Here is a 25052-nt window from a genome sequence, read left to right as displayed (position 1 = left end):
GTATCAAGTATTTGATACAAACGCCTCGGGGGTCAAGCCGCAGCTAATCGTCGAACGGCTTGACCTGTTCGACGGACACAACCTTCCTGTCTCCTCCCCTGGCCACCTGGCATACGACCACTTCGCCCGGCGACAGGTAGGGGTCGGACTGCGGCAACCGGCTGCGCAAGGCTGAGGTCATGTGCTGGCCCAACTGCTTGAGCACCGTAGGCAGGGCCGGACGGTGGGTGCATACCGCCACGGCAACCTGCTTGTCGAAGAGCGCTTCAACGGCGGCGGCGGTCTTCTTGGGCGAACGCCCGTGGTTGTGCTCCGTCAACGCTTCCACCAGTTTTACCTTGGCTCCGCTGGACTTGGCATAAGGCGCAATGGTTGCGACGCATCGTGTCCAGGGGCTGGTCACGATCCGCTGAGGCTTCCACGCATCCAGCAGCCTTTGAACGGCTATGGCTTGGCGCTGCCCCGTAGCTGCCAGGGGGCGGTCGCCTTCGGCCTTGGTCCAGGAGGACCGCGGTTTGGCCTTGGCGTGCCGGATCAATACCAGTGGCCACGTGTCCAGTTCACCCCGAGTGTGGGCCTTTTCAAGGTACTCGAGCGGCTCCACGTCCGACGGGTTGCTGAGGAAGGAGGCGGCCCTGTCGGGGCTGCACCACATGACACTGTCCACTTCCTTGCCGTCCGGCCGGAGTTGGCTTCCGTTCACCCGCATGGCCCAGTAGTGGACCACCTTCAGTCCAGCGCTGACGTGGTAGTGGATGGGCGGCAGCGGAATGCCAAGTGTTCCGTCCAGTCCAATTTCTTCCCGGACTTCGCGGACGGCGCACTCGGGAACGGTTTCTCCGTCGTCAAGCTTGCCTTTTGGCCACGACCAATCGTCGTAGCGGGGGCGGTGGATCAGGAGTACCTCCAGGGCGCCGCGCTGGATCCGCCACGGGATCGCGCCGGCCGCCAGCACGGCCACCGCCTCTCCGGGGTGGTCCGTCTGATCCGCCACGGGGGAATCGCTTTTCAATACTTTCCTTTACCTTCGGGCGGCTGCACGCTGGCGGGAGCGGGATGCCAAAAGCCAGGACTGCATATCCAGGAGCGGTTTGCCGTCTCCATCGAGGTGATGGCGGGTCCAGTGGCCTTGGTTGTCCAAGTGCCAGCTGGACGTCTCATCGTCAACGTAGCGGCGCATCAGGTCCAGGACCGTGGCGATGTCGTCCTTGCCCGCGAGCTGGACCAGTGCCTCCACACGGCGGTCGAGGTTGCGGTGCATCATGTCTGCGGAGCCGATGTACACCACAGGCTCGCCTCCGTTGGCGAAGGCAAAGACCCGCGAGTGCTCCAGGAAGCGGCCCAGGACGGAGCGGACAGTAATGTTCTCGCTGAGCCCGGGGACCCCGGGCCGCAGGGAGCAGATCCCGCGGACCACGACGTCCACCTTCACCCCGGCCTGGGAAGCACGGTAGAGGGCGTCGATGATCGCTTCATCCACCATGGAGTTGACCTTGATCTGCACCCGCCCGGGGATGCCTGCGGCGGCGTTGCGGATTTCCCCTTCGATCCTGTCGATCAGGCCTGAGCGCACGGACCGGGGGGCAACGAGCAGCCGCTTGAAGGTTGACTTCGGGGCGTATCCGGACAACTGGTTGAAGAGCTTGGAGAGGTCTTCGCCCACCTGGTCGTTCGAGGTCAGCAGGCCCAGGTCCTCGTAATAGCGGGCAGTGCGCGGGTGATAGTTTCCCGTGCCGATGTGGCAATACCGGCGGAGGCCGTCCACTTCCTGCCGCACAACGAGCGAGAGTTTGCAGTGGGTCTTCAGTCCGACAATGCCATAAACAACATGGACGCCTGCCTGCTCCAGTTTCCGGGCCCAGGAGATGTTGGCCTGCTCGTCGAACCGGGCCTTGATTTCCACCAGCGCCAGGACCTGCTTGCCGGCCTCGGCAGCGTCGATCAGGGCATCAACGATCGGGGAATCGCCGGATGTCCGGTAGAGGGTCTGTTTGATGGCCTGGACCTTGGGGTCCGCGGCCGCCTGCTCCAGGAACGCCTGGACGGAGGTGGAGAAGGAATCGTACGGGTGGTGCAGCAGGATGTCCCGCCGGCGCATGGCCGCAAACACGTTGGCCGCCTTGGACGTCTCGGATTCATTGAGGTACCGGGACGTGTGGGGGACATGCTTGGGGTAGTGGAGGTCTGCGCGGTCGATTCCGGCGATGACCGACAAGCCCCGGAGGTCCAGGGGTGCAGGCACCGAATAGACCTCTGACTCTTCCACCCCCAGTTCGCGCACCAGCAGGGCACGGATGTTGGGGTTGATGTCCGTGGTGACTTCCAGCCGGACCGGAGGGCCGAAGCGCCGGCGCAGGAGTTCCTTCTCCAGGGCTTGCAGGAGGTTCTCGGCGTCGTCCTCTTCCACCTCCACGTCCTCATTACGGGTGACGCGGAAGGTGTGGTGCTCCAGGACCTCCATGCCCGGGAACAGCTTGTCCAGGTGGACGGCGATGACTTCTTCCAGCGCGATGAAGCGGGCCACGCGACCAGGCACGGCTCCTGCGCGTGGACCATCCACGGAGATGAGGCGCGGGAGTTGGTCCGGCACCTTGACGCGGGCGAAAAGCTCCTTGTCGCTGACCGGGTTGCTCACGATCACGGCAAGGTTCAGGGACAGACCGGAAATGTAGGGGAACGGGTGCGCCGGGTCCACCGCCAGCGGGGTGAGGATGGGGAAGACCTTCTCCTGGAACATGGTGGTCAGCCGGTGGCGGGCTTCCTCGTCCAGTTCATTCCAGTGCATGATGTGGATGTGCTCGTAGGCGAGCTCGGGACGGATCTGCTCGGCGAACACCCGGGCGTGGCGCTCCTGCAGCTTATGGGCTTCCTCGCTGATCTGTTCGAGGACCTCGATGGGGCTCAGGCCGGCAGGGGAAGGAACAGCCAGTCCCGTGGCGATGCGGCGCTTCAGCCCGGCCACCCGGACCATGAAGAACTCGTCCAGGTTGGAGGCGAAGATGGAGAGGAAGTTGACGCGCTCCAACAGGAAAAGGTCCGGATCCTCGGCAAGTTCAAGGACGCGCGAATTAAAAGCCAGCCAGCTGAGCTCCCGGTCCAGGAAACGGTCGGGGGAGATGTCGCCCGCCGGTTCGAGACTGGGTGCGAACTCAGGGATGTCGATGCGGTCCTGGGTGGCCCGTGACGCGGGAACTTCGGATGACCCGAAGCGTGCGGGAAGCGTGGCGCCCTTTGAGGTGGATCCGGCGGTGCCGACGGGGTCCGGCTGCATGGGGTTCTCCTAAGCTCGGGACGGGGTTTGTCTCCCACATTACAAGCATTTGCCCCGCCCTCAGCCAAGATGTCCGCGGCTTTCGGATCCGGACGCCGCGGAGGCTACTTTTCGCTCAACAGGCCGTACATGACGTCCGTGTCCCAGCGCACGAAACCCAGCTTTTGGTACAGCGTCACAGCGGCCTGGTTGTCCGCGTCAACATACAGCATCACCGCCTGCAGGTCCTTCTCCTGCAGGTGCCGGATCCCGGCCACCGTCAGGGCCTTGCCCAGCCCCAGTCCTTGCGCAGCCGGGGTCACCCCGACGACGTACACCTCGCCGATCGGCGGGTGCGATCCCTGCCGCGGGTGCACCTTGGTCCAGTGGAACCCCAGCAACTGGTCGCCGGCGTCCACGGCCAGCAGGAAACCGGCCGGGTCGAACCACTCCTCAGCCATGCGGGCGTCCAGGTCTGCGCGGGTCAGCGAACCTTGCTCCGGGTGGTGGGCGAAGGCGGCCCTGTTGGCAGCCAGCCACTTCGCCTCATCACGGCCCGGCTCGAAGGGGCGGATGGAGACCCCGTCCGGGAGAGCGGCGTCGGGCAGTGCGGCAGTGGAGGACATCAGCCGCATCTTCCACAGCTCCCGGACCGGACCGTAGCCGAACCGCGCGGCGAGTTCCGCAGCGGCCTCGTGGTTGCCGTGGGACCACGCAGCCAGACCGGCAAAGCCGCGCTGCTCCTGAAGGGCAGCCAGCAGCCGACCGGCCACTCCGCGGTTGCGGTAGCTCGGGTGGACCGCCAGCTCCAGCACACCTTCGGGTTCGGCCTGGCCCAGCGGTTCAACGACGACGGCGATACCCGCCAGGTCCTCGCCGGTGGCCGGATCGGAGTCCTCGTCCGGGGCGTAGAGGGCAAGTGCCATCACGGTGTGGTCCCCGGCATCGGCCCCGCGGAGCATCACCAGGGTCTGCTCGGACAGGGGAGGGTTCCCGTCGGATTCCTCCGCTGCTGCAGCCAGGGTCCGGAAGTCCTTCAGGAGTTCGGGGTCCAGGGCGCCGGTGACGTGCAGGACGGGCCAGTTTTCCGGGTGCGCGTGACTCATGATGCAAGGCTATACGCCCGGGTGCGGCTGCGTAATTTGATGTGTGGGCATAACGGCGGTAATCTCGTTATCTCGTTCGGCTTTGAACCTGGGTTCAGGTCATCAGCCGGGCATTGGGGGGATCCACCAGTGGGGTGGCCTCGATACGTTCGACCCGTATGTCCTCCACCACAACAAAGAGGCCAGGATTCACCGGAATCCTGGCCTCTTTGTCTTGCTGCCTACGCTTCGGAGAGTTCGTCGTCCGGCAGCCGGACGAGCGTCAACCGGTAGCCCACGTTGCGGACCGTGCTGATGAGGTTCTCGTGGTCAACGCCCAGCTTGGCGCGCAGGCGCCGGATGTGGACGTCCACCGTCCGGGTGCCGCCGTAGTAGTCGTAACCCCACACTTCGGTCAGCAATTGCTGGCGGGTGAAAACCCTGCCGGGATGCTGGGCCAGGTACTTGAGGAGCTCGAATTCCTTGAAGGTCAGGTTGAGCGGCTGGCCGCCCACGCGTGCCGTGTAGCTGGCTTCGTCAATCACGACGCCGGCGGCCCGGATCTCCGTTTGGGTTTCCTCTTCGCCCGGTACAGCCCGGGCCATGGCCAGCCGGATGCGGGCTTCCACCTCTGCCGGGCCTGCCGAGTCGAGCACGATGTCGTCAACCGACCAGGCCGAGGAAACGGCAGCCATGCCACCCTCGGTCAGGATCAGCATGAGTGGTGCGCTGAGTCCGGTGGCTTTGAGCAGCTGCGTGAGGGAACGGGCACCCACCAGATCCTTGCGGGCGTCAAGGAACACGATGTCCGTGGGGTCGGTCTCGAGCAAGGCGGTTGGCTCTGCCGGAAGGATGTGCACGCGGTGGTTGAGCAATTCCAGGGCAGGCAGGATGTCCACCGAAGAGCCGGTGCTGTTCGTCAGGAGCAGGATGTGCGACATAGTTCCTCCAATGGGCGGTACGCGCATCATCGGGCGTCGAAACCGGAGTCTCACCGGCCGGTCACGGCTGCGTGCCGGCTCCCTGCCCGTTGTAACGGGATGAGGGCGTAAAACAGCGCGCCGTTGAAGTTTGAGTATACCCACCCGGCCCCGCGCCGTCAGGGATTCGTGACGGTCAGGACCGGCAATTGCGACATATTTGTGCGCCATGAGGCAGGATTGACGAGAGGTCGTAAGGCGCATCGAATTGAGGTCGGCACGCAGTGAAGTCTTGGAGCATCGGGGTATTCGGACTCGTGGCACTCGCAGCCATCGTGGCCAGCACCTTCGTTTCCCGGGAAGCCATGGTTGGCGTCGGCATTGCCGCCTCGGCCGTCGTGGGCATCGGCTGGCCCCATTTCCTCGCCATTCCCGCCAAGAAGACCCTGGCTTCCGTCATTGCCCTGGCCGGTGCCGGATCAGCGGTCTCTGCCGCTTACATGACGGCGCCTGGATTCCTTGACGGGACACCTGCCTGTATTGCCCTGGGCGTCATGGCCGTCTTCGTGATCCAGTTGGTCCGTGGCACGGGCCAGGCCCAACGCCTTGAATCGACGCTCGGCTGCTGCGCCGGCGTCCTGTTGAACTGCCTTGGTGCCGGATGGATTGCCGGAGCCCGGTTCAACGGCGTGAAGGAAATGGTGCTGGTGGCAGGACTGAGTGCCGCCGCCGCATTGCTGGTGGGCATCATCCGGTGGCCGGACCGGATCGTTGCACCCATCGGCGTGGTCGCGGCCGGGCTCATGGCTCCTTTGGCCGGACTGGTTTTTTCCGACATCGCCGTGGTGCCGGCAGCCCTGGTGGGTGTCGTGGTGGGCTCCGTCCTGGTCTGCTTCCGCCGCATGGCGACGCTGAGGCGGGGCCGCCTGAACGCGTTGGCCTCCGCCGGAATGGGTGTTGCTCCCGTCTGGGCGGTGGGGGCCATCGCGTACTTCATAGACAAACTACTCATCTACTAACGGTTAGGATGGCTCTATGTCTGTTCTCGCATTTGAAATCTTCTTCCTTGTCCTCCTTGGCCTGGCGAGCATCGCCATGGCCTGGTTCGCAGGTTTCGTCGTCTACCGTCTGTTCAAGGGCCAGAAGTAAGCTTCTGACCCGGCAGTCCACCAGAGGTTGTTGTTGTGCCTATTGAGATCCCCACGGACCTGACTCCCGAGCTCGTCCCGCTTTCCTGGCTCATTGGTGAGTGGGAAGGCCGCGGCCGCCTTGGTACCGGTGACGAGGGTTCCGAGCATTTTGTCCAGCACGTCTCCTTCACCCACAACGGACTGCCCTACCTGCAGTACCGTGCCGAAACCTGGCTCAGCGACGACGCCGGCGCAAAGTTGCGTCCGCTCAGCGTCGAGTTGGGTTTCTGGGCGCTGGAGCGCAGGCAGCAGGAGGGCGACGGCGGCCCCGGCCTCGTGCCCGCGGACATCGTTCCGGTGCTCAAGACGGCAGATGAGGTTGAGGAACGCCGCAATAAGGACGGCGGCTTCGATCTGTCGGTGTCCATCGCACACCCCGGCGGTATCACCGAGCTCTATTACGGCCAGATCAAGGGCCCGCAGATCCACTTGAGCACGGATATGGTGATGCGCGGCAGCCACTCCAAGGAATACACCGCAGCCACCCGGATCTTCGGGCTGGTTGACGGCAACCTCCTGTGGCGGTGGGATGTCGCCGCCAGCGGCAAGGCACTGGAAGCCCACGCTTCGGCATTCCTGCACAAGGTGTCCTGACCCGTCCACGGCCCTGCTGGCACGGGGGGCTCACTGAAGTTCCACCTGAAAACAGCAAGGGAGCAGCACGTGAACCAGAGTCTCAAACCCGGTGGATACGAAGGCCTCAAAGCCGTGTTCTTCAACGGCACCCTGAAGCCCTCGCCGCAGCTGAGCAACACGGACGGCCTGATCCGGATCAGCCGGGACATCATGGAAAAGCAAGGGGTCAGCACCACCCTGATCCGTACGGTGGACCATGACATCGCCAGCGGCGTCTATCCGGACATGCGGGAGCACGGGTGGCAGAAGGACGAGTGGCCCGCGATCTACCCCACGGTTGCCGAGGCCGACATCGTAGTGGTGGCGGGGCCCATCTGGCTGGGTGACAACTCCTCGCAGACCAAGAAGCTCATCGAGCGCCTGTATGCCCATTCCGGTGAATTGAACAGCAAGGGCCAGTGGGCGTTTTATCCGAAGGTGGGCGGCTGCTTGATCACCGGCAATGAGGACGGCATCAAGCACTGTTCCATGAATGTGCTGTACAGCCTCCAGCACATCGGGTTCACCATCCCGCCCCAAGCCGACGCCGGCTGGATCGGCCCCGTGGGTCCCGGACCCAGCTATCTGGATGAAGGATCGGGCGGGCCGGAGAGCGACTTCACCAACAGGAACACCACGTTCATGACGTGGAACCTGCTCCACATGGCCCGGCTCCTGAAGGAAGCCGATGGCATTCCGGCTTATGGCAACCTGCCGGAGGAATGGAAAGCCGGCACCCGCTTCGACTTTGAAAACCCCGAATACCGCTGAACCCTGCCCATCCGCAGGGAATACCCCGCAGCCTCAAGGACTTCTACTACATATGACCCACAAGAGCCCTCTGTTGTCGCGCCCTGGCGCAGTTGAGGACACCGGCCTGGATGCCGGCGTCGCAGCCCACTACGGGGAGCCGTTGCGTGAGCAGCGCGCCCTGGCGGGCGGGACCGCCGTCGTGGATTTGTCCCACCGCGGCGTGGTGACGGTCAGCGGCCCGGACAGGCTCAGCTGGCTCAACACCCTGTCCTCCCAACAGGTCACCAACCTGCAGCCCAACGTGGCCAGCGAACTGCTGCTGCTCAGTGTCCAGGGCCGGATCGAGTTCGATGCCCGTGTGATCGACGACGGCGCCACCACCTGGTTGATCGTGGAAGCAGCCGAGGCGGCACCCTTGGCCGAATGGCTGAACAAGATGAAGTTCATGCTCCGCGTGGAGATCGAGGATGCATCGGGCCAATGGGCGGTCGTGGGCGCAACCAAGCCCGTGGAACAGTTCGCCGGTCGCCTGGTGTGGGAGGATCCCTGGCCGCACGTGGGTCCGGGAGGCTATTCCTACAGTTCGGTCCCCGAGGAGGACCACCCCGGCCGGGAGCGCCCTTGGTTCGAGTACCTCCTTCCGGCTGCGGAGTTGGAAAGCTCCGTTGAAGGTCTGCCCCTGGCCGGAGCCATGGCTGCCGACGCCCTGCGCATCGCCGCCTGGCGTCCGCGGCTCGGAGCCGAAACGGATGACAAGACCATTCCCCACGAGCTCGACCTCATCCGCACGTCCGTGCACCTGAACAAGGGATGCTACAAGGGCCAGGAAACCATTGCCCGCGTCCACAACCTCGGTCATCCGCCCCGGCGGCTGGTGTTCCTCCAGCTGGACGGTTCGCAGCACACGCTCCCGGCGGTCGGAAGTGTCGTATTTGCCGGTGAACGCAAGGTAGGTACCCTGACATCTGTGGCGCAGCACTTCGAGATGGGGCCGGTGGCCCTCGCGGTCATCAAGCGTTCCGTTCCGGCAGGGGAGACCCTCACGGTGATGGACGGCGAAGAACCTTATGTCGCGGCCCAGGAAGTGATTGTTGCCCCCGACGCCGGCCAGGTGGTCGGACGCCAGACCGGATTCCTGAAGGGACCACATCGATGAACCACTCCACAGGCCCCGCCGCAGGCAATGAAGCCGACGACGAGACCCTGGCCCTTGCCCACGCTCTCTTCGATGCCGCCCGGGAGGGCAATACGGAGCTGTTGCGGAGCTACCTCAACGCCGGCGCCCCGGCCACGCTGACCAACGCGTCCGGGGACTCCCTCCTGATGTTGGCTGCCTACCACGGGCACGAGGAAACGGTGCAGCTGATGGTGCACCACGGTGCCGACGTCAACGCGGCCAACGACCGCGGGCAGACGCCCCTTGCCGGGGCGGTCTTCAAGGGATACACGTCAGTTGCGCGGGTGCTGCTGGACGCCGGAGCGGACCCCGACGCCGGTACGCCCACCGCGCGCGATGCTGCGGCCATGTTTGCCCGTTCCGAGATCCTGGCCCTGCTGGGATAGGCGGACCGCTGAAGCCCGGTTGTTGTGGAGATGGTCACAACAGCCGGGCTTTTCTTGTCCCCTGATATTCCACGTGGAATAGTTGTTGTGGAATATTCGTATCCGAGGACGTTCGTGACATGGCCCCATCAACTGACCTCACACCCCTGGGTGTGGCGTCATTGGCCCTCCTTGCAGAAGGGCCAATGCACCCCTATGAGATGTACCAACTGCTGATGGCCCGGCATGAGGACCGCTTGGTCAAGGTCCGGCCCGGCACGCTCTACCACGCGGTGGGGCGGCTGGAGGAGCAGGCACTGGTGGAAGCAGTGGGCACCGGACGTGAAGGCAACCGACCGGAACGGACCACGTACCGGATCACGGCCGCCGGCCATGAGGCCCTCGACGCCCGGCTGAAGGCGATGCTGTCCACGCCCGCCAACGAGTACCCGGTGTTTCCCCATGCCATCGCCGAAGCCCACCACCTGCCGGCAGGGATGGTGGCCGGATTGCTCGAAGAGCGACTGGCCGCACTGCAGGCGGACCTGGATTTCCTGGTGCACGCGGAATCCGAGGCCACAGCCAAAGGCGTGGAGCGCAAATACTGGCTGGACCTGGGCTATCAACAAGCACTACGCCGGACCGAGATCGCGTGGATCCGCGGCCTCCTGGCGGACTTGCGCAGCGGAGAGCTGCCCTGGGGCGATCCGCTGCCTCCCAAACCATCACTTGAGCCAAAGGAACCCGTTGGAAAAAGTAGCTAAGCCGTGGCCCGCACTGTGGTCGCTTGTCATCGGGTTCTTCATGATCCTGATCGACACCACCATCGTGTCGGTGGCAAATCCCCGGATCATGGAGGGACTGGACACGGACATCAACGCCGTCATCTGGGTGACCAGCGCCTACCTGCTGGCCTACGCCGTGCCGCTGCTCATCACCGGCAGGCTGGGTGACCGTTTCGGCCCCAAGAACCTTTACCTGATCGGCCTGGTGGTCTTCACGCTGGCGTCCCTGTGGTGCGGACTCTCCGGTGACGTGGGCATGCTGATCGCGGCCAGGGCTGTGCAGGGCCTGGGAGCAGCCATGATGACCCCGCAGACCATGGCCGTCATCACCCGGATCTTCCCGCCGGACCGCCGCGGGGCCGCCATGGGGCTTTGGGGTGCCACGGCGGGCATGGCAGTCCTCGTGGGCCCGATCCTCGGCGGCGTGCTGGTGGACGGCCTGGGCTGGGAATGGATCTTCTTCGTCAACGTTCCCATCGGAATCGTCGCCTTCATCATGGTGAGCAGGTTCGTTCCCAGGCTCGAAACCCACAACCACAGGTTCGACGTGCCGGGCGTGGTGCTTTCCGCCGTCGGGATGTTCCTCCTGGTGTTCGGCATCCAGGAGGGCCAGACCTATCAGTGGGGGACGGTCACCGGGCCCGTTACGGTGTGGGGCCTGATCATCGCCGGACTGGTGGTCCTGGTGGGCTTCGTCGCCTGGCAGTGGCTGCTGGAGCGCCGCGGCGGGGAACCACTGCTCCCGCTGGGACTCTTCAAGGACCGCAATTTCTCCCTGGGCAACACCACCATCATGACCGTGGGTCTCACCGTCACGGCCTTCCCTTTGCCCACGATCTTCTACTACCAGGTGGTGCGTGGGCTGACACCTACCCAGTCGGCCCTGCTGATGATCCCCATGGCCGTCATCTCCGGCGGGCTGGCTCCGTTCGTGGGGAAGCTGATCGACCGGGCCAACCCGCGATGGTTCGCCTCCTTCGGCCTGGTCTGCCTTGCCGCGGCCCTCCTCTGGACCGCAACGTTGCTCCAGCCCGACACCCCGATCTGGATGTTCCTCCTGCCCAGCGCCCTGCAAGGCGTTGCCAATGCCTTCATCTGGGGGCCCGTGTCCAACGCGACCACGCGCAACCTGGCTCCGCGCCAGGCAGGCGCCGGTTCCGGGGTGTTCAACACCACCCGCCAGATTGGAGCGGTGCTGGGATCGGCAGCCATCGCCGCCCTGATCCAGGCCCGTCTCGCAGCTGAACTGCCGGCAGCAGCCGGCAGCGGGCCCGTGGGGGAAGCGTCCATGACCGGTTCCTTGCCGGAGGCGCTGCACGCAGGGTTCTCGACGGCGATGGCCCAGTCAATCTTCCTGCCCGCCTGCACGATCCTGCTGGGCGCAGCCGTGGCGTTGTTCTTTGCCAAGCCGAAGTCCGTGGAGGGCTGGAGCTCGAAGCCGGCGCCGGAGGACGCCGAAGTCAGCAGCTAAGGATTCAACCCAGCAGTACGCTTGCGTGCAGCCCGCCCGTGGCAAAGCCAAGGCTGCGGGCCATCGCGAGCGCGCTGCTGTTGCTGACATCCGCTTTCCACTGCAGGGTCAAACCTGTGGCCAGGGCTTCATGGGCGGCGATGGATGCAGCGAGGGTGCCAAGGCCACGCCGGCGCCAGGGTGGTGCCACCAGGACCCCCATGGTGGCCAGCAGGTTTTCCCACTCGGCGTAGGCGCCGCACGCGACGGGCGTGGCCTGCTGTTCCTCCGGATGCATGATGGTGAACCGGTGGTCCAGGTGCTGCAATCCCACTTCATTGACGTCGTCCGGCGGGCAGAGGGATTCGAGCCCGATGACCTCAGGGTTGCCGCGCGAGACCGTGAGGTCTTCGGCGGGCTGTTTCAGCGGCAGGTCATCGGCGAAGAACAGTGCTGAGGACCCCAGCCCGTGCCCACCGTGGGAGCGGGTGAGGGTCAGCAGGGTGACATGCTGGGCCAGTTCCGTGTCCGGAAGGCCGGCCGCAGCATCCAGGGCCCACTGCGGGCCAACCAACACAGAGACCCCAAAGAGCCGGAGGAAGACCACGGCCCGCGCCGATTCGTCGGCGTGGGTGATCCTGTGGACGGGGTCGCCCGGATCCGCCGCGGAGGCGGCGATCCGCGCAGCAGCGGTGGCGAAAGCGTCGTCGTCGAGCCCTAGATGACGAGCCCACGCCAGCTGGACGATGGCAGCGGACGTGGGCTCGAGAGTCATGGATTCAGCCTAGCCGACTAGCCGAACAACACCGCCGCTTCGTCGTACCGGTGCTGCGGCACTGTCTTGAGCTTGCCCAGGGCCTCCTCGAATCCGACGTGAGAGATGTCGGTACCCTTCAGGGCCACCATGGTGCCCCAGCGGCCGTCCACCACGGAGTCGATGGCAGCCATGCCGAGCCGCGTGGCCAGGACGCGGTCGTAGGCGGTAGGCACGCCGCCGCGTTGGATGTGTCCGAGGATGGTGGCACGGGTTTCGATACCCGTTCGGGCTTCGATTTCAGGAGCGAGCTGGTCTGCGATGCCGCCCAGGCGCGGACGTCCGAACGTATCCAGCCCGCGTTCGGAATGGGGCGACTCCATGTGCTCCGGCACGAAGCCTTCGGCCACTACCACCAAGGGAGCACGGCCACGGTCATGGGCTTCCTGGACCCATTCGGCGATCTGCTCGATGCTGACCTTCTGTTCCGGAATCAGGATGGCGTGGGCGCCCGAGGCCATGCCGGAGTGGAGGGCGATCCAGCCGACGTGGCGGCCCATGACCTCGGCAATCATGCAGCGGTGGTGTGATTCGCCGGTGGTCCGGAGCCGGTCGATGGCTTCGGTGGCAATTTCCACCGCGGTATCGAAGCCGAAGGTGTAGTCCGTCGCATCAAGGTCGTTGTCCACGGTCTTGGGAACTCCGACGATCTTCAGGCCGGCGTCGGTGAGGCGCTTGGCAGCGGCCAGGGTGCCTTCGCCGCCGATCGCGATGATGGCATCAATGCCCAGCCGGTCCATGTGTGCCTTGATGGCCTCCGGTCCTCCGCCGTTTTCAAAGGGGTTGGTCCGGGAGGTGCCCAGGATGGTGCCGCCCTGCTTCGCGATGCCTCGAACCATGGTGCGGGGGATGTCGATCACATCACCTTCAACCACACCCCGCCAGCCATCGCGGAAGCCCACGAAATTCTGGCCGTGGATGGCGATGCCTTTGAGGACTGCTCCGCGGATGACAGCGTTGAGGCCGGGGCAGTCGCCGCCGCTGGTAAGAATGCCAATTTTCATGTTTGCTCACTCATGGCTTGGAGGAATACGTGCAGAGCGCCACGCTGAGCTCCCAACGATTGTAGACGTGGATGTGGGGTGGGACACAAATAGTTACCGGTGGTCCACGGGTGCGGTAGTGGAAACGTCGCCGAAAAACAAAGGACAACGCTCCGCAGTGCTGCGGAGCGTTGTCCTCGACCTTGCCAGGGGCAGGTTCTGTGCGTTGCGTCCTAGCGGGAGCGCTGCCGGATGAACGATTCCAAGGGGATCCTGTTGCCTTGGTCCGGCAGGATCAGCCAGGCCAGGATGTAGAACACGACGGCGGGTCCCGGCAGGAGGCAGAAGAGCAGGAAAGCTACCCGGACATAGGCGACATCAACCTTGAGCTTCGCGGCAATGCCGCCGCATACGCCGCCCAGCCAACGTTGCGGTCCACGCTTCAGGCCGAGGCCCCTGACGATGTTGAAGAACTTGTCCATGGCTACACACTTCCTTGTTGAGGTTGCTTTGTCACTTGGTGCGCGGGGTTTTCCTGGAACTTCGGCCGGCGGCCAGCAGGCCGCCCACCACCAGGGCGGCCCCGGCGCCGATCATGAGGCCGATCAGGACATACGTTCCGTCCAGGACCACCCAGCCGAGCGTCGAGATGACCAAAAGTGCCGCAAGGGCGACCACGATCAAGCCCCACACCACCGTGCCGATCCGGGCCTGCCGGGGTTCGTCGTCCGGGTCGGCCTGGCTGGGTGCTGCTTCCGCTACGCTGCGCTCCAGATGGGGCGTCAGGGGAATCTGCTGGAGCCGGGGCTTGGACAACGGTTCGGTCGGGCTGGCGCCTGCCGGGATGGACTCCGTGGGGTTGGTTTCCTTGGGGTCGGTGGTGCTCATGTCAGTTTCCTTCCTGGATGGTCACGTTGCTGAACGTTCCATCGATATCCACCACGAGGTTGGCACCTGGCTTGTCCGCGTTGTACATGGTCCGTTCATCATGGAGGCGGCCGCCGCGGTCCGAGCCGCGTTCATTGAGGTTGCCGAACGTCATGTCCGCACGGACCTCCACCGGCACGTTGTCAGGAATGACCACCGTGACGTTGCTGGCGGTGGCGTCCACGGGAATGACTACTTCCGTGGTCAGCGGCGGAGTGATGTTGATGTCGGTGAGGTCCACACGACCCTGCGCACCTGTTACGTCGATGCCCTGGCGGGCCTGTTCGATGCTCACCGGCGTCCAGTTCACGTCGTCGAAAGTGAAGCGGTCACCGTTGCGGGGCACTACGTTGAAGATGCCGCCGATGACCAGGGCCACGATGGCCAGGAAACCGAGGAACCCCGAGGTCCGTCCACGCAGGCCGGCGATCAGGATGCCCACGCCGAGGACTGCAGCGCCTGTCGCCCAGACCACTGCATTGGTCGAGTTGCCGAGGTCGATCACGTTTCCTGCATCAAGCAGCTTCACGGTTCCGCCGGCCAGCAGGGCCGCACCGGCGGTCACTGCCACCGTTGCCGGACCGGGGCCCTTGCGCTTTGCCCCGGGAGCTTTGGCCTGGCCATACGGGGGTGTCGGACCCATGGGTGGGGTGGGACCCTGCGGTGGGCGGGGTCCGGAAGGGCCGTAGGGACCTGGCCCGGACGCGCCGGGACCGTACGAGCCGGGGCCGTAGGAACCGGATGCGCCGTAGGAACCGGATGCGCCTGTTGCGCCGCGACCGGAGGTGTCGCCGTACACCGGGACGCCCGCGTTGGTGCCGGAAGCGGTGGTGTTCGCTGCCATGGGGTCGCCGTAGACGGCAGGGCCTCCCGCGGGAGCCGCATAGTGCTGTTGGTTCATGGGTGGGACACCCTTCCGGGTTTTGTTGCGCTGAACAAGGTAGTAGATGAGGTAGCTGATGCCACCGACCCAGAAGAGGGTCCAGAACAGACCGGGCAGGCCGTCCCAGCCCCAGCCCCAGAAACCGCGGCCCAGGCTCGGAAGCCCGATGATCGAGGTGATCAGTGCTCCCGTCATGCCGCCCGACCACCGGCCCGCGGCGGCTTCCTGCACGTGGATACGGCCATCGGGTTCCGGGAGCAAGGCCCAGGCGATGCCGTAGAGGAGGACGCCGACGCCTGCAAACAGGGCCAGGACAATGAAGATGCCCCGGACTATCAGCGGATCAATGCCGAAGCGATGTGCCACGCCACTGGCGACACCGCCTATCCACCGGTCCGGTCCCCGGCGGACTCCTTGGCTGCGGATCCAGTCGTAGAAGTTCTGCTGGGTGGCCGGACCGGCCTGCTGCCACGAGCTGCTGCCGGTTTCGCCGGTGGCACCGGCGGAAGAAGTGCCGGACGTTCCGGCCGAGGGGCCGGTGGAAGCACTGCCGGCGGAGGGGCCGGTGGAAGCACTGCCGGCGGAGGCGCTGCTGGCTGAGGGACCGGCCTGGCCGGCCGCCCCGGAGTCCTCGGGATTCATGCTGTTCGCGTTCATACCTCGATCCTGCCGCTGGTGCGCACCTGCGCTCTACTGGGGGATACCCTGAACGACCCCTGAGCGAACCCCCAAGAAGACCCGAACCCGCTCCGGGCACCCCTGATCCGTGCTTGGATTGGTACATGACTACCGCTCTGCTGCGCCCGCCGCTGGTCCGCAGCAGCGACCGCATGATTGCCGGCGTCTGCAGCGGACTGGCGGCCCACCTGAACCTGCCTGTCAAAAACGTGCGGGTGGCCATGGTCCTTGCGTGCCTTGCCGGTGGCGCAGGTGTGGCCTTCTACGCGTGGCTGTGGACCATGGTTCCCACCGCGGATGAAGACGCGCGGCGCAAAGCCCGGCGTCCGGCGTCGCCCATTGCTCCCGCAGTGAGCTTCCCGGCTGCGGCGGGAACAACAGCTCCCGACGCCGGACCCTCACCTGCGGGTACCCGCGCACCGGCGGTTGGTGCCGTCGTGGGGCCGGGGCCCTTCCAGTCCGGCGGCGCTCCAGGAGCTGCGGGGGTAACCGGCATGAACGGCTCCGACCAGCCTTCAACCGGCGGGACGGGACCGGGTGCTGCATGGTTCAGCTTCCGGAAGATCCAGTACGGCAAGGAAATCCTGCTCGGCGCGGGGTTGTTGCTCGTCGCCGCCATTTTGATCGCCCGCCAACTGGGGGCCGATGTTCCGCTGGGCACGCTGATTCCCGCGGCGGCGATCCTGGGTGGGGCAGCCATTGCGTGGATGCAGCTGGACGAGACCCGCAGGGCGGGCCTCGTGGACAAAACCAAAGCGGACCAGGCCGGGGGTTGGGTACGGCTGGCAGCCGGCCTGGCACTCGTCGTGGCGGGAGTGCTGGTCATGGTGTCCGGATCGGGTTCCTGGGAACAGACGTGGCTGGCGCTGCTGGCTTCCGTGGCCGTGCTCGGCGGTGTCGCACTGGTCCTGCTGCCGTGGGGCCTGAAGTTCTGGAAAGACCTCGAAACGGAACGCGCAGGCAGGATCAGGGAAACGGAACGGGCGGAGATCGCTGCGCATCTTCACGACTCCGTGCTGCAGACGTTGGCGTTGATCCAGCGCCGTGCCGGTTCGGAGCAGGACGTTGTCCGCCTGGCCAGGGCACAGGAACGCGAGCTGCGGTCCTGGCTCTTCAGCGACAACGCCAAGGAATCCGGCCTGTTGGGGGACCGTATCAAGGCGGTGGCCGCTGAGGTGGAGGACGACCACGGGCATGCCGTGGAGGTGGTGTCAGTCGGGGAGGCCGCCATGACGGAACGGCACGAAGCCCTGGTGCAGGCGGCCAGGGAGGCCATGCTGAACGCGGCCCGGCATGCCGGCGGAACCGTCTCCGTATATGTGGAAAGCACAGCGGCGGGAACGGACGTCTTCATCAAGGACCGGGGGCCGGGATTCGATCCGGAGGCTGTCCCCGATGACCGCTTGGGGGTCAAGGAATCCATTATCGGCCGCATGAAACGCCACGGCGGAACCGCGGTGATCAACAGCAGCAGCGACGGCACGGAAGTCCGGCTGGCACTGCCGGCAAGCGATGCCGAACCCGCCGAAGTCCGGAACGGAGAAACCAGGTAATGAACAACACCACCGCCCCCACCACGTCACGACGCGTCCGGGTGGTGATCGTGGATGACCACACGATCTTCCGCTCCGGGCTCAAAGCCGACCTCGACGCGAGGATGGACGTAGTGGGGGAGGCCGGGACAGTGGAACAGGCCATTGCGGTCATCGCCCAAACCCGACCGGAAGTTGTCCTCCTGGATGTCCACCTGCCCGGGGGCCTCGGTGGAGGAGGCCGCGAAGTCATCGGAGGTTCCGCCGCGCTGCTGGGTACCACCAGCTTCCTGGCCCTGAGCGTCTCGGATGCCGCCGAGGACGTAGTGGCCGTGATCCGTGCCGGCGCCCGGGGGTATGTGACCAAGACCATTTCCGGCGCCGAAATCTCCGACGCGGTCATCCGTGTTGCCGACGGCGACGCCGTGTTCTCGCCACGGCTCGCGGGATTCGTGCTGGACGCCTTCGGGACGGCGCCGGCCGACATCGCGGACGACGAGCTGGACAAGCTCTCCGCCCGGGAACTCGAAGTCATGCGGCTCATCGCCCGCGGCTACAGCTACAAGGAAGTGGCCAAGGAACTCTTTATTTCCATCAAGACCGTGGAAACCCATGTGTCCGCGGTCCTCCGCAAGCTCCAGCTCTCCAGCCGCCACGAACTCACCAAGTGGGCCGCCGAACGCCGCCTCCTCTAACCCCTTCCGACGCTCTCTCACCGATAGCCCCCTCTCCGGCGTCCCTCTCTCACCGATAGCCCTTAAAACAGAAACGCTCTCTCACCAAGCGGTGAAAGAGCGTTTCTCTGGCGACGGGCTACTTGGCCTTGCCGAGGAACTCCTGGATGCGGCGGACGCCTTCGGCGAGGTCGTCATCGCCCAACGCGTAGGAAAGGCGGACGTAGCCGGAGGGGCCGAACGCCTCGCCGGGAACAACGGCCACCTCAACCTCGTCGAGGATGAGGGCGGCCAGTTCCGCCGACGTCGACGGTCGAACCGGGCCGTTGGCGGTCTCGAATTCCTTCCCCAGCAGTCCGCGGACGTCCGCGTACACGTAGAAGGCGCCGGTCGGCGTCGGGCATTCCACGCCCTCAATGGCGTTAAGTCCGGCGACAATCGCCTTCCTGCGGCGGTCGAAAGCCACCTTCATCTCGTCGACGGCGGTCAGCGGGCCCGTGAGGGCGGCGGCAGCGGCCACCTGCATGATGTTGGAGACGTTGGAGGTGGCGTGCGACTGGAGGTTGGTGGCGGCCTTGATGACGTCGGCCGGGCCGATCATCCAGCCCACGCGCCAGCCGGTCATGGCGTAGGTCTTGGCGACACCGTTGAGGATGACCACCTTGTCGCCGAGTTCCGGCGCGGCCGTGGCGATCGAGGTGAACTCGACACCGTCGTAGGTGAGGTGCTCGTAGATTTCGTCCGTGACCACCCACAGGCCCTTGGACGCGGCCCACTTGCCGATCTCGGCAACCTGTTCCGGGCTGTAGACAGCGCCCGTTGGGTTGGACGGCGAGACGAACAGCAGGATCTTGGTCTTGTCCGTCACTGCAGCCTCAAGCTGCTCCACGGTCACCAGGTAGCCCTGCTCCGGCCCGGCGAAGACCTCTACGGGAACGCCGCCGGCCAAGCGGATGGCCTCAGGGTAGGTGGTCCAGAACGGCGTGGGGATGATGACCTCATCGCCTGGATCGACCAGCGTGGCAAAGGTGTTGTAGACGGCCTGCTTGCCGCCGTTGGTCACCAGTACCTGCGACGGATCGACCTTGTAGCCGGAGTCCCGCAGGGTCTTTTCCGCGATGGCTTTCTTCAGCTCAGGGAGGCCGCCGGCGGGGGAGTAGCGGTGATACTTGGGCTGGCCGGCTGCCTCGATGGCCGCCTTGACAATGTAGTCGGGGGTCGGGAAGTCGGGCTCGCCGGCACCGAAACCAATCACGGGGCGCCCCGCGGCCTTCAGTGCCTTGGCCTTGGCGTCAACGGCAAGGGTGGCGGATTCGGCAATTGCGGAAATTCGTTGTGAAATGCGGGCGGCAGGTGTTCCGGCAGACATCTAAATACCGTTCTTCGCAGGCAGCTCGTGGGCTGGATGATGGGATTCGACGTAAACTACCTTATGCTGTTCTGCGGAGCTCCCGGGCGCCCGCTGGATATTGTGACTGATGTTGCTGCTCACATGTTTCCGGGAGCGGCCGGAAGGTCCGGAATCGGGCCGGTTCGACTATCGCAGGATTCTTGCGTAGACTGGTTCACCGGTGTTGAAAAGCACCGCAGGCTGAGTGCGGCCTGAAACATGGATTCGATCCATAGGGTAGTGGCGCAATTGGTAGCGCAGCGGTCTCCAAAACCGCAGGTTGCAGGTTCGAGTCCTGTCTGCCCTGCGCAAGCTGTTCCGGTGGAAACACCGGGACCAGCGCAGCAACCATGGCTCTGATCAGGGCCGGGCACACGACTTTGCAAGGTGAGTGAGGACCAGGTGACGGAAACAGCTGCCAGCAGCTCCAAGGGCCGTCGTCCCGCCAGGAAAGCCGATGCCGGCTTCTTTGCCCGTATCGCCCTTTTTGTCCGCCAGGTCATCGGCGAACTGAAGAAGGTCGTCGCTCCCACGCGCAAGGAACTGATCAACTACACGCTGGTGGTCCTGGTGTTCGTAGCCATCATGATGCTCATCGTCACGTTGCTGGACCTCGCTTTCGGCTCGGCGGTCAACGCGATCTTCGGTGGTACGGGCGTTACGGACAACTAAGCGGAGCTGTCCGCAGACTGCGCGGAAATCCTTGGAATCTGAGGGATTTTGCGGGGTTTGCGGAATTGAGCCATTTAAATAGGCATGTTAGGCAATGAGGAAGCAGGAGACCAAGTGTCTGAGCAGGAGCTCGAGGTAAACGAGGCTGAGCTGGAAGAAGCCAAGGACTCTGCAGCTGAGGCTGCGGAGGAGTCCGGGTTCGATTCTGCTGCGCCCGAATCTGCCGACGTCGACGCCGAGGATGACTTCGAGTCCGACGTAGACGCCGAGTCTGATGATGAGTCCGGCTCTGATGACGCGTCAGGCGACGACGAAACCGACGCCTTGGCTGCTGCCGCCGCCGCGGCTCCGGTTGACCCTGCCGAGGAATTCAAGGCAAAGCTGCGCCGCCAGGAAGGTGACTGGTACGTCATCCACTCCTACGCCGGCTACGAAAACCGTGTCAAGGCAAACCTCGAGACCCGCATCCAGACCCTGGACATGGAAGATTACATCTTCGAAATCCAGGTGCCCATGGAAGAGGTCGTCGAGATCAAGAACGCGCAGCGCAAGGTCATCAACCGCGTGCGCATCCCCGGTTACGTGCTGGTCCGCATGGACCTGACCGACGCTTCCTGGGGCGCGGTCCGCCACACCCCGGGTGTCACCGGCTTCGTGGGCAACGCCCACAATCCCGTGCCGCTGCGCCTGGATGAAGTCTTCTCCATGCTCGCCCCGGCCTTCGAAGAAGAGCAGACGGAGAAGGGCAAGCCCGTCAACAAGCAGGCCCAGGCTCCCGTGGCCGTGGACTTCGAAGTCGGCGAGTCCGTCATCGTCAAGGAAGGCCCGTTCGAGACCCTTCCTGCCACCATCTCCGAGATCAAGCCGGAGTCCCAGACCCTGGTTGTCCTGGTCTCGATCTTCGAGCGCGAAACTCCGGTTACGCTCGCTTTCAACCAGGTCACCAAGATCTAGTTGATTCCAAGATTTCGCTCCCGGCCGCCTGCTTAGCGGTCCGGAAGCGGCCGGCCGCCTTGCCATGGCGGCCACCAACCTGGGACGCGCTCCGGTGTTCCAGGAAGCTATTGAGAGAAGGACCCTACATTGGCTCCCAAGAAGAAGGTCACCGGCCTCATCAAGCTGCAGATCCAGGCAGGTGCCGCCAACCCGGCCCCGCCGATCGGTCCTGCGCTTGGCCAGCACGGTGTCAACATCATGGAATTCTGCAAGGCGTACAACGCTGCAACGGAATCCCAGCGCGGAAACGTTATCCCGGTGGAAATCACGGTCTACGAAGACCGCTCCTTCACCTTCATCACCAAGACCCCGCCGGCTGCAGAGCTCATCAAGAAGGCCGCAGGCGTTGCCAAGGGTTCGGCTACCCCGCACACCGTCAAGGTTGCCAAGCTGACCCAGGCACAGGTTGAGGAAATCGCCACCACCAAGATGGAAGACCTCAACGCCAACGATGTCGCGGCAGCTGCCAAGATCATCGCCGGCACCGCCCGCTCCATGGGCATCACCGTAGAGGGCTAATACAGCTTTCACCCGCCGGGCAACCGGCAACTGAAACATTGAAATGTCGCAGGATCCTTGCCGGATCCACGACTGTGGCAGGGCCCAGCGCGGTCCGCAGACCACAACTGCACAAGGAGAAACAAGCAGCATGGCAAAGCGCAGCAAAGCATATGAGGCAGCCGTAGCCAAGATCGAGGCAGACAAGGTCTACGCCCCGTTCGAGGCCATCAGCCTGGCAAAGGAAATCAACCCGTCCAAGTTCGACGCAACGGTTGAGGTCGCTTTCCGCCTCGGCGTTGACCCCCGCAAGGCTGACCAGATGGTCCGTGGCACGGTCAACCTCCCCCACGGCACGGGCAAGACCGCCCGCGTCCTGGTTTTCGCAACCGGTGACAAGGCTGAAGCAGCAATCGCAGCCGGCGCCGACTTCGTTGGTTCCGACGACCTGATCGAAAAGATCGCCGGCGGCTGGACCGACTTCGACGCCGCCGTTGCCACCCCTGACCTCATGGGCAAGGTTGGCCGCCTCGGTAAGGTCCTCGGCCCGCGTAACCTCATGCCGAACCCGAAGACCGGTACGGTTACCCCGGATGTCACCAAGGCTGTCAACGACATCAAGGGCGGCAAGATCGACTTCCGCGTCGACAAGCACTCGAACCTGCACTTCATCATCGGCAAGGTTTCCTTCGACGCCGTCAAGCTGGCTGAGAACTACGCAGCAGCTCTGGAAGAGGTTCTTCGCCTCAAGCCGTCCGCTTCCAAGGGCCGCTACATCCAGAAGGCCACCGTTGCCACCACGTTCGGCCCGGGCATCACCGTTGACCCGAACGTCACCAAGGTTCTCACCGAGGCGTAAGCTTCGCGGGCATTGGCTCTGAAAGGACCGTCCGGCCATGCCGGGCGGTCCTTTTTGCTGCCCCGGACGGGTTCCTTGTCCCGCCGCAAGGGTGCGCCTTAGGCTGTGAGGCGTGGAACCGGCGTCGAACTTTCCCGTATCCAAGGGGCTGACCGTGGAACGGATCGCTGTCCCCCAAAGTCCGCAGGAGTCGCAGCACTCCGACTTCCGTGCTTTCCATGACCTGGACGTTGCGAACCAGTTGGCGCTCTGGGGAGATACCGAGCGTTGTGCAACGTTCCCGGAGGCCGTGGTGTTTTGGCAGGGCAACGAGTACGAGGAACGGCAGGTATTCCTGGCCAGGCTCGGCCACACAGTGGTGGGCAGCGGTTCGCTGACCCTTCCGCTCAGCGAGAATACGACGACGGCGGGCCTGGACGTGCAGGTCGACGCCGCCTACCGGCGCCGTGGGATTGGGACGGCCATCCTGGAGACGCTGGAGCGGACGGCGCGGGACCGCAACCGGGTCTCGTTCGACGGTTTCTGCGGAGAGCCCATAGGTCCCGTATTGGCGGGCGCGCCGCTGTTGGACGCGAAATCGGGCACCGGCGGCGTCCCGCGCTACGCTGCGTCCACCCAGTTCGCAGTCCATCACGGCTATTCGCTGGAACAGGTGGAGACCAGCAGTTCCTTGCACATGCCCGTGCCTGCGGACGTCCTTGACGGGCTCGAGGCCGCTGCCGTGGCTAAGTCGGCGGGCTACAGCGTGGTGGGATGGGAGCAAAGCTGTCCCGCGGAGTTCGTGGATGGTTTCGCGCGGCTCAAAAGCCTGATGAGCACCGAGGTTCCGATCGCCGGCCTGGGCTGGGAGGGCGAGGTTTGGGACGCCGCCCGGGTGAGGCAGGAGGAGGCCACCTGGGAAGCGGGCGGGATCAAGCAGATTGTGGCCGCTGCCCGGCATGAGGCCAGTGGCAGGCTGGCCGGGTATACGGTCCTGACACACCGGGACGGCCTGCCCGGCGTGATCAACCAGGAGGACACCTTGGTGGATCCGGCGCACCGCGGGCACAGCCTCGGCATGCTCCTGAAGGTGGCCAACCTCCGCCGCGCGGGGTTGCTGTGGCCTGAAGCCATGTCCGTCATGACATGGAACGCGAGCGAGAACCAGCATATGCTGGCCATAAATATCGCCCTTGGATTCAAGCCTTCCGGTTTTGAAGGCGAATGGCAGAAACGGCTGGGATGACAGTAGACGAGGGGAAGACTGTTCACATCGAACAGCTGTGGGTACCTGACAACCTGGAGAGTCCGAAGGCCCGCGATTTTTTGGACGCCGTGGAAGTCGGGCGCCGGGTCAGGATGGAGACGTGGGGGAGTGACGACCTCGCGTACACGCCCTTGGAAAAGCTGCTGGAATTCTCCGATCCGTACGAGCGGCAGATCATCCTGGTGGCCAAGATCGACGGTGCGATCGTGGGCACCGTGGATATTGCCTTGCCTTTGGCGGACAACTTGGACCTGGCTGAATTCACGCTGGACATCCTGCCGGAGTACCAGCGCCAGGGCGTGGGCAGGCAACTCCTTGACGCCGCCGAGCAACTGGCCCGCGCCGAGGGGCGCACCATGGTCCTGGTGGACACCAACCATCCCGCCACGTCCCTGACAGAGATTCCCGAGGACCAGTTGATTCCAGGCAGTGGCCCAGGGTTCCTGCCGGTCAGCAGCAGGGAAGTGGACTTCGCCCAGCGGGCCGGCTACACCCTGCAGCATATTGAGCAGTTCAGTTCGTGCATCCTGCCCCTGGACTCCAAGCTCGTCGCCGACCTCCAGGCCGAAGCCGGGGAAGCGAACGGGGGCCGGTACGCCCTGCACCATTGGACGGACCGCTGCCCTGAACCATGGCTGGAGGCCGTAGCGGAACTGGAGAATGCCGCGGGTGAGGTGGTCCACGGCCAGGACGACGACGAGGAACCGGCCGGCGTTGAACCCGCTGACATGGTCTTCGACGCCGTGGTTCTTCGCGAGACTGAAGACGCCGCTTTGGCGCAGGGGCGGCGGACGGTGGTGACCGCCGTCGAGCACGTAGCCAGCGGGCGGCTGGTGGGCCTGACCACCATCAGCGTGCTGGCCCATCGCCAGGACGTCGTGTTCCAGGACGACACCCTGGTCCTGCAGGAACACCGCGGCAACAAACTGGGCCTGCTCATCAAGGTTGCCAACATGGAACGCCTGAGCGAGCAGTTCCCGGATGCCAGGGTCATCTACACCTGGAATGCCCCCGAAAACCGGTACCTTTTGACCGTCAACAAGCAGCTGGGATTTACGACGGCGGGCGTCACCGGGCTCTGGCAGAAGGAACTTCCGCAGCGGTCGGCCGGGGCGACATCGTCGGATTAGGGGTGCTGCAACGGCGCCGATTTGGTGATGTCCAGGACTCTCCCGTAACCTTGAAGTACCAAAGACCGTCGGTTGATGGGAATCCACCCTTTCGAGCGCAGCTCAACTCTGCAGCCACGCCCGTGAGAACCAGGTGAATTCCTTGACGAAGGACCCTGACATAGGGCGGCCAACGCAGGT

General features: G+C 64.7%; 25 protein-coding genes and 1 tRNA gene. 16 read left to right on the top strand and 10 right to left on the bottom strand.

Features of this window, described 5'->3' with window-relative positions:
* Positions 1–43: 43 nt before the first annotated feature.
* From ACPFL9_RS15235 to ACPFL9_RS15220, 4 genes are all read right to left on the bottom strand, one after another.
* A complete protein-coding gene (locus tag ACPFL9_RS15235) occupies positions 44–1012 on the bottom strand; it encodes an NUDIX hydrolase (RefSeq protein WP_426003684.1) in 969 nt (322 codons plus the stop codon).
* 9 nt (positions 1013–1021) lie between these two features.
* Positions 1022–3271 carry an RNA degradosome polyphosphate kinase gene (locus ACPFL9_RS15230; RefSeq protein WP_426003683.1) on the bottom strand — a complete coding sequence of 750 codons (2250 nt, stop codon included), beginning with the start codon at positions 3269–3271 and terminating at the stop codon, positions 1022–1024.
* A 104-nt stretch (positions 3272–3375) separates the two neighbouring features.
* Positions 3376–4356, bottom strand: a complete 981-nt coding sequence (gene mshD, locus ACPFL9_RS15225; protein WP_426003682.1) for a mycothiol synthase — start codon at positions 4354–4356, stop codon at positions 3376–3378.
* A gap of 221 nt (positions 4357–4577) precedes the next feature.
* The gene (locus tag ACPFL9_RS15220; RefSeq protein WP_021472377.1) at positions 4578–5276 is read right to left on the bottom strand and encodes a winged helix-turn-helix transcriptional regulator; all 699 of its coding nucleotides are present in this window, start codon (positions 5274–5276) and stop codon (positions 4578–4580) included.
* Between the two features lie 263 nt (positions 5277–5539).
* On the opposite strand from ACPFL9_RS15220, the gene ACPFL9_RS15215 reads away from it, so the two are divergent.
* The 7 genes from ACPFL9_RS15215 (at position 5540) to ACPFL9_RS15185 (ending at position 11611) form a co-directional block, all read left to right on the top strand.
* The gene (locus ACPFL9_RS15215) at positions 5540–6274 is read left to right on the top strand and encodes a permease (protein WP_426003681.1); all 735 of its coding nucleotides are present in this window, start codon (positions 5540–5542) and stop codon (positions 6272–6274) included.
* A gap of 165 nt (positions 6275–6439) precedes the next feature.
* Positions 6440–7039, top strand: coding sequence for an FABP family protein (locus ACPFL9_RS15210; RefSeq protein ID WP_426003680.1), 600 nt, complete (start codon positions 6440–6442; stop codon positions 7037–7039).
* Positions 7040–7108: 69 nt separating this feature from the next.
* Complete coding sequence (locus ACPFL9_RS15205; RefSeq protein WP_426003679.1) at positions 7109–7831, top strand: flavodoxin family protein; 723 nt, start codon at positions 7109–7111, stop codon at positions 7829–7831.
* A 52-nt stretch (positions 7832–7883) separates the two neighbouring features.
* Positions 7884–8969 carry a YgfZ/GcvT domain-containing protein gene (locus ACPFL9_RS15200; RefSeq protein ID WP_426003678.1) on the top strand — a complete coding sequence of 362 codons (1086 nt, stop codon included), beginning with the start codon at positions 7884–7886 and terminating at the stop codon, positions 8967–8969.
* Entirely contained in the window at positions 8966–9376 is a 411-nt protein-coding gene (locus ACPFL9_RS15195) for an ankyrin repeat domain-containing protein (protein ID WP_426003677.1), read from the top strand. The genes ACPFL9_RS15200 and ACPFL9_RS15195 overlap by 4 nt, the downstream gene beginning before the upstream one ends.
* A gap of 119 nt (positions 9377–9495) precedes the next feature.
* Complete coding sequence (locus tag ACPFL9_RS15190) at positions 9496–10119, top strand: PadR family transcriptional regulator (protein WP_426003676.1); 624 nt, start codon at positions 9496–9498, stop codon at positions 10117–10119.
* Positions 10103–11611, top strand: coding sequence for a DHA2 family efflux MFS transporter permease subunit (locus tag ACPFL9_RS15185; RefSeq protein WP_426003674.1), 1509 nt, complete (start codon positions 10103–10105; stop codon positions 11609–11611). The genes ACPFL9_RS15190 and ACPFL9_RS15185 overlap by 17 nt, the downstream gene beginning before the upstream one ends.
* A gap of 4 nt (positions 11612–11615) precedes the next feature.
* On the opposite strand, the gene ACPFL9_RS15180 is transcribed toward ACPFL9_RS15185, so the two are convergent.
* From ACPFL9_RS15180 to ACPFL9_RS15160, 5 genes are all read right to left on the bottom strand, one after another.
* Positions 11616–12365: a GNAT family N-acetyltransferase gene (locus tag ACPFL9_RS15180; RefSeq protein WP_426003672.1), complete on the bottom strand. Its 750-nt coding sequence runs from the start codon at positions 12363–12365 to the stop codon at positions 11616–11618.
* 17 nt (positions 12366–12382) lie between these two features.
* Positions 12383–13408: a 6-phosphofructokinase gene (locus tag ACPFL9_RS15175; RefSeq protein WP_426003671.1), complete on the bottom strand. Its 1026-nt coding sequence runs from the start codon at positions 13406–13408 to the stop codon at positions 12383–12385.
* A gap of 212 nt (positions 13409–13620) precedes the next feature.
* Positions 13621–13869: a PspC domain-containing protein gene (locus ACPFL9_RS15170; RefSeq protein WP_426003670.1), complete on the bottom strand. Its 249-nt coding sequence runs from the start codon at positions 13867–13869 to the stop codon at positions 13621–13623.
* A 31-nt stretch (positions 13870–13900) separates the two neighbouring features.
* Positions 13901–14275 carry a hypothetical protein gene (locus ACPFL9_RS15165; RefSeq protein WP_426003668.1) on the bottom strand — a complete coding sequence of 125 codons (375 nt, stop codon included), beginning with the start codon at positions 14273–14275 and terminating at the stop codon, positions 13901–13903.
* A 1-nt stretch (position 14276) separates the two neighbouring features.
* Positions 14277–15854: a PspC domain-containing protein gene (locus ACPFL9_RS15160; RefSeq protein WP_426003666.1), complete on the bottom strand. Its 1578-nt coding sequence runs from the start codon at positions 15852–15854 to the stop codon at positions 14277–14279.
* A 125-nt stretch (positions 15855–15979) separates the two neighbouring features.
* Between ACPFL9_RS15160 and ACPFL9_RS15155 the strand changes: the two genes are divergently transcribed.
* Both ACPFL9_RS15155 and ACPFL9_RS15150 read left to right on the top strand, forming a co-directional pair.
* Positions 15980–17428 (top strand): PspC domain-containing protein, encoded by a 1449-nt coding sequence (locus ACPFL9_RS15155; RefSeq protein WP_426003664.1) that lies wholly within the window; start codon positions 15980–15982, stop codon positions 17426–17428.
* Positions 17428–18102, top strand: coding sequence for a LuxR C-terminal-related transcriptional regulator (locus tag ACPFL9_RS15150; protein WP_426003663.1), 675 nt, complete (start codon positions 17428–17430; stop codon positions 18100–18102). Before ACPFL9_RS15155 ends, ACPFL9_RS15150 begins: the two co-directional genes overlap by 1 nt.
* 118 nt (positions 18103–18220) lie before the next feature.
* On the opposite strand, the gene ACPFL9_RS15145 is transcribed toward ACPFL9_RS15150, so the two are convergent.
* Complete coding sequence (locus ACPFL9_RS15145; RefSeq protein ID WP_426003662.1) at positions 18221–19450, bottom strand: pyridoxal phosphate-dependent aminotransferase; 1230 nt, start codon at positions 19448–19450, stop codon at positions 18221–18223.
* 255 nt (positions 19451–19705) lie between these two features.
* On the opposite strand from ACPFL9_RS15145, the gene ACPFL9_RS15140 reads away from it, so the two are divergent.
* The 7 genes from ACPFL9_RS15140 (at position 19706) to ACPFL9_RS15110 (ending at position 24872) form a co-directional block, all read left to right on the top strand.
* Positions 19706–19778: transfer RNA gene (locus tag ACPFL9_RS15140), tRNA-Trp, on the top strand.
* Positions 19779–19858: 80 nt separating this feature from the next.
* Positions 19859–20143 (top strand): preprotein translocase subunit SecE, encoded by a 285-nt coding sequence (gene secE / locus ACPFL9_RS15135; RefSeq protein WP_426003661.1) that lies wholly within the window; start codon positions 19859–19861, stop codon positions 20141–20143.
* Between the two features lie 114 nt (positions 20144–20257).
* Positions 20258–21097 carry a transcription termination/antitermination protein NusG gene (gene nusG / locus ACPFL9_RS15130; protein ID WP_426003659.1) on the top strand — a complete coding sequence of 280 codons (840 nt, stop codon included), beginning with the start codon at positions 20258–20260 and terminating at the stop codon, positions 21095–21097.
* Between the two features lie 129 nt (positions 21098–21226).
* The gene (rplK, locus tag ACPFL9_RS15125; protein ID WP_144659403.1) at positions 21227–21658 is read left to right on the top strand and encodes a 50S ribosomal protein L11; all 432 of its coding nucleotides are present in this window, start codon (positions 21227–21229) and stop codon (positions 21656–21658) included.
* A 130-nt stretch (positions 21659–21788) separates the two neighbouring features.
* Complete coding sequence (gene rplA / locus ACPFL9_RS15120; protein WP_347108088.1) at positions 21789–22496, top strand: 50S ribosomal protein L1; 708 nt, start codon at positions 21789–21791, stop codon at positions 22494–22496.
* 112 nt (positions 22497–22608) lie between these two features.
* Complete coding sequence (locus ACPFL9_RS15115) at positions 22609–23721, top strand: GNAT family N-acetyltransferase (protein WP_426003658.1); 1113 nt, start codon at positions 22609–22611, stop codon at positions 23719–23721.
* Entirely contained in the window at positions 23700–24872 is a 1173-nt protein-coding gene (locus ACPFL9_RS15110) for a GNAT family N-acetyltransferase (RefSeq protein ID WP_426003657.1), read from the top strand. Before ACPFL9_RS15115 ends, ACPFL9_RS15110 begins: the two co-directional genes overlap by 22 nt.
* Positions 24873–25052: the final 180 nt, after the last annotated feature.

This window comes from Paenarthrobacter sp. NyZ202 (genome assembly GCF_049860755.1).
GTDB lineage: Bacteria > Actinomycetota > Actinomycetes > Actinomycetales > Micrococcaceae > Arthrobacter.
This window is presented reverse-complemented; position numbering and strand designations above follow the sequence as displayed.

What these genes read in the sequence shown, in the direction of transcription:
- mshD (WP_426003682.1), bottom strand. Translation starts at nt 4,356, where the DNA reads ATGAGTCACGCGCACCCGGAAAACTGGCCCGTCCTGCACGTCACCGGC.
- ACPFL9_RS15190 (WP_426003676.1), top strand. Translation starts at nt 9,496, where the DNA reads ATGGCCCCATCAACTGACCTCACACCCCTGGGTGTGGCGTCATTGGCC.
- ACPFL9_RS15160 (WP_426003666.1), bottom strand. Translation starts at nt 15,854, where the DNA reads ATGAACGCGAACAGCATGAATCCCGAGGACTCCGGGGCGGCCGGCCAG.
- ACPFL9_RS15180 (WP_426003672.1), bottom strand. Translation starts at nt 12,365, where the DNA reads ATGACTCTCGAGCCCACGTCCGCTGCCATCGTCCAGCTGGCGTGGGCT.
- ACPFL9_RS15170 (WP_426003670.1), bottom strand. Translation starts at nt 13,869, where the DNA reads ATGGACAAGTTCTTCAACATCGTCAGGGGCCTCGGCCTGAAGCGTGGA.
- ACPFL9_RS15175 (WP_426003671.1), bottom strand. Translation starts at nt 13,408, where the DNA reads ATGAAAATTGGCATTCTTACCAGCGGCGGCGACTGCCCCGGCCTCAAC.
- ACPFL9_RS15145 (WP_426003662.1), bottom strand. Translation starts at nt 19,450, where the DNA reads ATGTCTGCCGGAACACCTGCCGCCCGCATTTCACAACGAATTTCCGCA.
- ACPFL9_RS15150 (WP_426003663.1), top strand. Translation starts at nt 17,428, where the DNA reads ATGAACAACACCACCGCCCCCACCACGTCACGACGCGTCCGGGTGGTG.
- ACPFL9_RS15220 (WP_021472377.1), bottom strand. Translation starts at nt 5,276, where the DNA reads ATGTCGCACATCCTGCTCCTGACGAACAGCACCGGCTCTTCGGTGGAC.
- ACPFL9_RS15200 (WP_426003678.1), top strand. Translation starts at nt 7,884, where the DNA reads ATGACCCACAAGAGCCCTCTGTTGTCGCGCCCTGGCGCAGTTGAGGAC.
- ACPFL9_RS15155 (WP_426003664.1), top strand. Translation starts at nt 15,980, where the DNA reads ATGACTACCGCTCTGCTGCGCCCGCCGCTGGTCCGCAGCAGCGACCGC.
- ACPFL9_RS15230 (WP_426003683.1), bottom strand. Translation starts at nt 3,271, where the DNA reads ATGCAGCCGGACCCCGTCGGCACCGCCGGATCCACCTCAAAGGGCGCC.
- ACPFL9_RS15165 (WP_426003668.1), bottom strand. Translation starts at nt 14,275, where the DNA reads ATGAGCACCACCGACCCCAAGGAAACCAACCCCACGGAGTCCATCCCG.
- ACPFL9_RS15110 (WP_426003657.1), top strand. Translation starts at nt 23,700, where the DNA reads ATGGCAGAAACGGCTGGGATGACAGTAGACGAGGGGAAGACTGTTCAC.
- ACPFL9_RS15195 (WP_426003677.1), top strand. Translation starts at nt 8,966, where the DNA reads ATGAACCACTCCACAGGCCCCGCCGCAGGCAATGAAGCCGACGACGAG.
- rplA (WP_347108088.1), top strand. Translation starts at nt 21,789, where the DNA reads ATGGCAAAGCGCAGCAAAGCATATGAGGCAGCCGTAGCCAAGATCGAG.